This is a genomic window from Prosthecobacter sp. (genome assembly GCF_014879935.1).
Taxonomy (GTDB): Bacteria; Verrucomicrobiota; Verrucomicrobiia; order Verrucomicrobiales; family Verrucomicrobiaceae; genus Prosthecobacter.
Map to the genome: position 1 here is coordinate 95,085 of NZ_JACSRD010000124.1, position 8,316 is coordinate 103,400.

General features: G+C 62.3%; 3 protein-coding genes. 2 read left to right on the plus strand and 1 reads right to left on the minus strand.

The genetic code is table 11. From position 1 onward, the window contains the following. Positions 1-24: 24 nt before the first annotated feature. Both IAE77_RS10350 and IAE77_RS10355 read left to right on the plus strand, forming a co-directional pair. A complete protein-coding gene (locus IAE77_RS10350) occupies positions 25-2,358 on the plus strand; it encodes a DUF1592 domain-containing protein (protein WP_294225730.1) in 2,334 nt (777 codons plus the stop codon). Between the two features lie 117 nt (positions 2,359-2,475). Then, entirely contained in the window at positions 2,476-5,838 is a 3,363-nt protein-coding gene (locus tag IAE77_RS10355) for a protein kinase (protein ID WP_294225732.1), read from the plus strand. Positions 5,839-5,857: 19 nt separating this feature from the next. Here the strand turns inward: IAE77_RS10355 and IAE77_RS10360 are convergent, their stop codons facing one another. Then, a complete protein-coding gene (locus IAE77_RS10360; protein ID WP_294225736.1) occupies positions 5,858-8,224 on the minus strand; it encodes a serine/threonine-protein kinase in 2,367 nt (788 codons plus the stop codon). Positions 8,225-8,316 lie beyond the last annotated feature (92 nt).

Below are 8,316 nucleotides of genomic sequence, written 5' to 3' on the forward strand. Positions count from 1 at the left end.
TCCAGCCGCTACAAATCCCCCTTCATGGCTGCCCCATCCCCCAAAGCCCTCATTCCACTGCCTGTCCTGTGGTTGTTCACTGCGTGTGCCTTTGCCGCACCGGCAGAACATCCTGGCAAGGCCCTGTATCAAAAACTCTGCGCCGAGTGCCACGGGGACCGTGGACAAGGCGTTGAGAACGAATACGACGAGACTCTGACTGGCGAGAAATCGCTGGAGGCGCTCGCCCGGCAGATCGACCGCACCATGCCGGAGGACGAGCCGGAAAAGACGACGCCGGAGGATTCGAAGCTGATCGCGGCATATATCTACGAAGCGTTTTACTCGCCAGAGGCCCAGGCGCGGCTGAACCCACCGAAGAAGGATCTGGCCCGGCTCACGACTGATCAGTTCCGCAACAGCGTGATGGATGTGATCGGCCGCTTTCGCATGGGACCGGGCTTTGACCGTCCCGTCAGTGCGGAGCAAGGGCTGAAGGCGTTCTATCGGGGCGTGGAACTGCCGAAACCGGGCGAGAAGGCCGTGGACACCACGCCGAAGCAGGGCATCAAGAAAAAGCGGCCCAACAAGACGATCGAGAAGGTGGAACCGGTGATTGCTTTCCACTGGGGTGCCGACAGCCCGGACAAGGCCGTGCTGGAGGCAGAGCAGTTTGAGAACCGCTTTGAAGGCAGTGTGATGGCGACAGAGACAGGCGTGTATGAATTCGCCGTGAAGTCGGAAAACGGTTTCCGTCTTTACATCAACGACACGTCGGACGGTGATGCGTTGATCGACGGCTGGGTGAGCGCCGGACCGCAGGTGCGTGAGGAGAAGAAGTCGATCTACCTCGTCGGCGGCCGTGCCTACCGGCTGCTGCTGGAACACTTCAAATTCAAAGAGAAGTCCGCCTCCATCGAGCTCTGGTGGAAACCGCCGCACGGCGTGAAGGAGCTGATACCCGCGCATGCTCTGCGCACGGACCGGCCGCGTGAGCTCATGATCGTGAGCACCGAATTTCCGGCGGACGACAGCAGCGGCGGCTATCCACGTGGGACGACCATTTCCAAAGGCTGGGACCAGGCGGTCACCGACGCGGCGATCTCCACTGCCGAAAAAGTCATCGAGAACCTCGACGAACTGGCTCAAACCAAAGCGGGAGCCCCCGATCGTGGCGACAAACTGCGCAAGTTTGCCAACACCTTCGTTGAAGCCTCGTTCCGCCGGCCCTTGAGCGAGGATTTGCGCCAACTCATCGTGGAATCGCAGTTCAAGACAGCGAAGGCGTCCGAGACCGCGGTGAAGCGGATCGTGATGCTGACGCTGAAGGCGCCGCAGTTCCTCTATCCGGACGTGTCGGGTGGAACCGCCGCAGATGACTTCGACACCGCCTCACGTCTGGCTTTGACGCTGTGGGATTCCGTGCCGGACAAGAAACTCGCGCAAGCGGCCGCGGCCGGGAAACTCAAGACCCCGGAGCAAATCAAGGCCGAGGCCCAGCGGATGCTGGCCGATCCGCGCACGAAGGCAAAACTGCACGGATTTTTCCACCATTGGCTGGAACTCGAACGCGCTGAAGGTAGCAGCAAGGACCCGAAGGTTTTCCCGGACTTCACGCCGGAGGTGCTGGCCGATCTGCGGGAGTCGCTGCTCCAGTTCGTTGACGACGTGGTGTGGAGTCCCGCGTCTGACTACCGCCAGCTTCTGCAGGCCGATTACCTCCTCCTCAATGAGCGGCTGGGCAAGTTCTATGGCAAGCCAGTGCAGGGCGATGAATTCCAACGCGTAAGCTTTGACCCCAAACAACGCGCTGGCGTCGTGACGCATCCGTATCTGCTCGCGTCGCTGGCCTACACCAAGCAGTCATCGCCCGTGCATCGTGGCGTGTTTCTGACGCGCAACATCGTCGGCATGTCGCTGAAGCCGCCGCAGAAGGCGGTGGTTTTCGAAGACAGCCATTTCAATCCCAAGCTGACGATGCGCGAGAAGATCACCGAGATGACCCGCAATGGCGCGTGCATGTCCTGCCACCGCATGATCAACCCGCTGGGCTTCAGCCTGGAAAATTTCGACGCCGTGGGCCGCTGGCGCACGAAGGACAACAACAAGCCGGTCAACCCGGTCGGAGAGCTGGCCACGGATGATGGCAAGACCGTCCGCCTGACCGGGCCACGTGACATCGTGAACTACGTGGCGGCCAATCCCAGCGGCCATCGCGCCTTCATCCGTCATCTGTTCCATCATTTGGTGAAGCAAGAGCCCGCGGCCTACGGCCCGAAGGTGCTCGACGACCTCCAGAAGTCCTTTGCAGCCAACCACTGCAGCATTCAGAAGCTCATGATTGAGATCGCGGCGGTGGCGGCAGCCGCAGGGCAGTGATCTGAGTGACAAGTCCCATTGGTGGTGCTGGAGGCGCACGCAGAGGCGGATCTGCGCCAATGTCCCGCCCGTGAATGATCGAAAGACAGCCGCACGCTGCTGGCGTAGAGGGTCGCCATGAGTGATTCTCTGGATCGATTCGTGCGCGATGCCATGCAGGCACATGATGGGACCGACTCCAGTGACCTGGCCACCGTGGTCACAGGGCTGCCGTTCAACCAAGGTGAACCGACAGGGAGCACAGGCCCCCTGCCCGGTCACACTGTGCAGGGATTCGTGGCTCGTGGCGGCATGGGAGCGGTGTATCGGGCGAAGCAAGTGGCCTTGGATCGCGAAGTGGCGGTAAAGGTAATGACAGCGGAGGCGGAATCGCCAGAGATGGCGGAGCGGTTCCGGCGGGAGGCTCGGGTGCTCGGACGGCTGGAGCATCCGAACATCGTGCCGATTCACGATCTCGGCACGGATGCGGACGGGCAACTCTTCTACACGATGAAGCTCGTGAAGGGCCGCACACTGCAGCACATCCTTAATGATCTGCGCCCGGAAAATCCCGACGCGCTGCGCGAGCACCGGCTGCCTGCTCTGCTGACGATCTTTCGCAAGGTGTGCGACGCCATCGCCTTCGCGCATTCCCAGGGCGTCATCCATCGCGACCTGAAACCGGATAATGTGATGGTGGGCGAGTTTGGCGAGGTGCTGGTGATGGATTGGGGACTGGCGAAGCTGCTGCGCAGCAATGACGAAATCAGAATGACGAATGACGAAGGTGCTTCCCCAGAAGGCATTCATTCGTCATTCGACATTCCTCATTCGTCATTCCGCGCCGAGGAAAACTCGCCTTCTCTCGCGACTCTCGCCGGCGCGGTCATGGGCACTCCGCAATACATGAGCCCGGAGCAGGCTTGGGGGATGATCGATGATCTGGATGCGCGGTCGGACATCTTTTCGCTCGGTGGCATCCTGTATGCGATCCTCACGCTCAGGCCGCCGGTGGAAGGCAAGACGCTCGATGAAGTGCTGGAGAAAGTGCGCACGGGCACGATCACGCCGCCGACGGCGTTCGGTGCCGCCACGGCATCAAAAAGCGCGAAGACAAAGAAGGGCGAGGTGCTCGAAGCGAAGAAGATCACGCCGTTGCCGCATATCGTCGGTGGTCGCGTGCCATCGGCGATTTCGGCGGTGGCGATGAAGGCGCTGCGCTTGCAGATGGACGAGCGGTATCAAAGCGTGAAAGACCTGAGCGCGGACATCGAGAAGTATCAGGGAGGCTTTGCCACCAGCGCGGAAAAAGCGGGTGCGTGGAAGCAACTGACGCTGCTCATGCTGCGGCACAAAGCGGTGACCGCCTCACTCGTGGCGATGGTGCTCATCAGCATCGGCTTTGTGATCAAGGTGATGGCGAGCGAGCGGAAGGCCACGCGCCATGCGGAGATCGCCACGGCGAACGAACATCGCGCGAACGACAGTGCCGCGGAGTCGCGCCGCTCACTCGCGCGGGCACAGATCGCGCTGGCCGATGCGGCGGCGACGAGCCTCGATGCCGCAGCCATGAGGCGGGCGCTCGATGCCTGTCCGGAGGAGTTGCGCGACGACTCCTGGCGCTATCTCGACAGCCGCGTGGATTCCTCTTTCTGCGAACTCGACAAGATGCACGGACCAATCTTCCGCGCGATATTCACCCGCGGTGCGAACGGCGGCGACTGCCTGCTGCTTCAGGAGTCCGGAACCAAGATCCTCGTATTCGATCTGGTGAAGCGGGCGGTCACCCGCACGATCGAGACAGGCATCAGGCGCCGGATGACGGGCAGCCTCAGTCTCGATGGTCGCGAGATCGCCGTGGCATCCGGTGATCCGCTGGAAGTGAAGATCTTCGATGTGGCGACGGGCGAGGAGAAGTTTCGATACTCGGACCCGACGGTGAAGAACGGCGAACTCACGGGTCTGACCCTCAGCGCCGACAACTCACGGATCAGCTTTTCGCTGAAAGCCGCCAGCCATCCAAACTACCTGCACTCGGTGGACCGGGCTACCAAGGCAGTCCGGTGGAGCATGAAGAACGTGATGATGTCGAAGGCATCTCCGGATCGCACATTGCTCGGCGTGAGCATTGACAACACGATTCACATCCTGCGCGAGGACTCGGGAGAAAGAGTCTGCGCGATGGAGCCGAGCCGCGCTTTCATTTGGGACATCGCCTTCAGCCCGGATTCCACGCTGGTCGCGGCAGGCGATCACCATGGATTTGCCAGCGTGTGGAACGCGGCGTCGGGAGAACGCCGGCAAAGGTTTCGCGTGACGAACGGACGCGTGAACGGTGCGGCGTTCACCCGGGATGGCCGGCTCGTGACGCTGGCGCAGCTCACGGCGGATGAGAGTTCGCAAAGGGTGATCCAAGTCTGGAACCCTGACAACCTCGTGGCGGTCGAGACACACTTTGCCACAGCGGCCTACACCTACGCGCTTTCGATCAATCCCGAAAACGGCACCATCTGCGCCCCGGGTCGCGTCACGAAGTTCTGGAGAACGCCGGTGCATGAACAGGTGGTCGCGATCAATGCAGGCAATTCGTGCTTCTCGGTCCTGTTCTTTGGCGAGCGATTTCTCCTCACTTCCGGGGCAGGCAAGTATTTCGAGTTTTGGGATATGCAGAAGCAGCCGCCGGTGGTGCTCAACCTCATGCCGCGCAGCACGAACTCGGGCGTGGTCAATGCGACGCGTGACCGGGGATTCTTCACGAATTTCCCTCTGAAGAAAGTGGTGCGGGCGAGCCTGGATGCGAGCGGCCAGCCGAAAGTGGAGCCGGGACCCTGGAACATGGTGGGGCATGCGATCGCCACTGACAAGACAGGCACCGAGGTCATCGTCGCGGACAATCCCGTGTTGATGCGCTATGTGGCGGACAAGCCTGATCCACTGCTGAAATGGAGGCTTGATGGTGTGGTGCGGTGGAAGCACGTGGCGTATGCGGATGGTGACACGAAGCTGGTGTCGGCAGGCTCACGCGAGCGCGCAGCCGGCGAGGAGACGGATGTGCTGGCTTTCTGGGATCGTGAGACGGGACATTTGCTGCACAGGATCGATGTTCCTACTGTCCTCACGGCTCTCGCCGTCAGCCCCGACGGCCGCGTGGTCGCCTGCGGCGGGTCGGACAAGACCGTGCGCTTTTATGCGGCCCGGGATTTTCATCTGGAGAGGACGATGCGCGCCCACGACCGGACGGTCACTGCGATTGCGTGGCATCCAACGCAGCCCATCATCGCCACCGCCTCGGATGATGTGGCTCTGAAGCTCTGGGATTCGCGAGATGGCACGCTCATCGGTCACACGCTGGGAATCGGCCGGGCGATCCTTGCCGTCAGCTTCGATGCAAAAGGTAATCGCGTGGCCATCGGCACGGCGGATGAACGTGCGCTCGTGTTTGAAACAGAGAAGCTCCTCGCCGCGCACCGCCTGACGGCTCCCTTGCCAAAGAAGCCGTGATACGCGGCCAATCGGGATGCTATCGTGACGCATCAGCGCCCTTCAGCCACGCTTCAGCCTTTTGGATGCGCCTTTGATCTTCGGCGGTGGGTTTGGGCTTCTTCTTCAGCGAATCGATCCCGCGAGCGATCTGCGCACGTGCTTCGTCCTGTCGAGAGGCATCGTTTCGCCAAACGATGCCGCGGAGACAATCGAGCCAGCCGCTGGCGGCCTTCACATCGGCGGCGAAGTCGGGATTGGTGGTGAGTTTGTCGAGCATGGTTTGCGCGCGTTTGGCGTCGCTTTCGCAGAAGCGTTCGGCTTGCTCGATGAGCACGCGGGCGAAGACGGCGGAGCCTTCGCGGTAGTAGCGATGTCCGGGGACGAAGACGCGTTTCGCGGCCTCGTAGGACTGGCGCGCGTAGTCGAGCTGCTTGTCCCATTGCTGGCGGCTTGCGGCGATGCGTGAGAGCGAGGCGAGGGCGTGATCGGCGACGGGATTGCGGTCTTTGTAGAAGCGTTCGCCTTGGCGCAGGGCTTCCTTGAGGAGCGGTTCGGCCTCGTCGTATCGCTTCGCGTTGGAGAGGTCGTAGCCGAGGTTGTCGAGGCAGTTCATGATCTCGGGATGCTCGTCACCGTGCAGCTTGCGCAGCGCGGCGAGCTCCTCGCGATCGACCTCGATGGCTTTGTCGAGCCGCGCGGTGTGCGCATAGATCACCGCGAGCGCTTTGGGGGCCTGATGCAGCGAATCATTCAGCGGATCGCGTCTCCAGACCTTCATCGCCTGCTCGGCGGAGGCTTCGCCTTCCTTCGCGCGGCCGGATTTGCCCAGTGTCCAGGCGAGCAAGGCGTGACTGGCGGCGGTGCGCGTGTCGTCGTCGCCGAAGAGCCGCTGACGCATCGCCAAAGCCTCACGCACATCGGTTTCGGCCTCCTTCATGCGGCCGAGGGACTCAAAGCTGGAGCCGCGAGCCATCAGCGCCTGTGCCACGCGCTCGTCATCGCCGCGATAGAGCGAGCGACGGAGTCGCAGGGCCTCCTCAGATTGCTCCAACGCCTTTTCGTATTCGTCGATCTCCTCATACGTCTCCGCCATCACCGTGCGCAGCGTAGCGGCGACTTCGGGCTGATCGCGCAGCTCGTTGCCGATGCGCCCGGCCGTCTTGTCGAGGATCTTGCGCATCATCGTCGCGTCATCGCCCATTGCTTTGGCGGGGCCCGCCTGGGCGAGCAGCTCGGTCATGAATTTGGACACCTGCTCGCTATTCGCCAAGGCGACGCGCTCTTTGAAGTACAGCCACGTCGATGCCGTGATGCCGGCGATGAGCGTGAGCAAAATGATCGCCGCAGATGCCACGGCGAGTTTGTTCCGCTGCGTGAAGCGCGTGAGGAGATACCACGTGGTCGGCGGCCGGGCGCTGACGGGCTGCTGGTCGAGGAAGGCCTGGAGATCATCGGCAAAGGCGTTCGCGGAGTCGTAGCGACGTGCGCGGTCTTCTTCGAGCGCCTTCATGACGATCCAGTCGAGATCACCCTTCACGAGGCCGATCAGACGTGGCGTGGGCACACGTCTCGTCTCACCAAGGCGTTGCGCCTGCTCGCCGGTGAGGGATTTGATCCGCGTGCTGGGCCGCTGCGTGTCGCGCTCACGCTTCACACGGCCATCCACGCTGACGCGAAACGGCACCTGGCCGGTCAGCAGCTCGTAAAGAATGACACCAAGGCTGTAGATGTCCGTGCGGGTGTCGAGATCCATGCCGGGGAGTGATTGCTCCGGGCTCATGTAGGCCGGCGTGCCCATCAGCCGGTCCATGCGCGTGACGAGCGTCTCATCGGCGAGGCTTCCGCCGTCCGCGGCCTTCGCGATGCCGAAGTCGATCACCTTGGGCACAGGCTGGCCGTCGATGAGCGAGACGAGCAAGTTGGAGGGCTTCAAGTCGCGGTGAATGATGCCTTTCTGATGCGCATGCTGCACGGCGTGGCAGATCTCGATGAACAAACGCAGCCGTGCTTCAATTGGCAGCGCCTGGTCATCGCAGAAGCGCGTGAGCGAGACGCCGCGCACGAGCTCCATGGCGAAGTAAGGCCGGCCTGAGGGCGTCGCGCCCGCGTCGAAGACCTTCGCGATGTTCGGATGATCCAGCACCGCCAGCGCCTGCCGCTCCGCCGCGAATCGGGCGATCACTTCGCGCGTGTCCATGCCCGCCTTGATCACCTTCAGCGCCACCTCACGTCTCACCGGCTGGGATTGCTGCGCCCGCCACACGGAGCCGAAGCCGCCGACGCCGAGTTCCTCGATCAATGTGTAAGGGCCGATCACATCGCCCGCCGCTTCCACGACGCGAGTGGCGTGCTCATCGAAGTCGCGAAGCGCATGGCCGACGAAGCTGTCGAGATCGGAGGGCATGGTGTGACGAATGACGAAAGGGGCGGCAGGATGATGTGGAGTTGGGCGGGCGATGTGATCGGCCCTTACACATTGATCGAGGAACTCGGCGT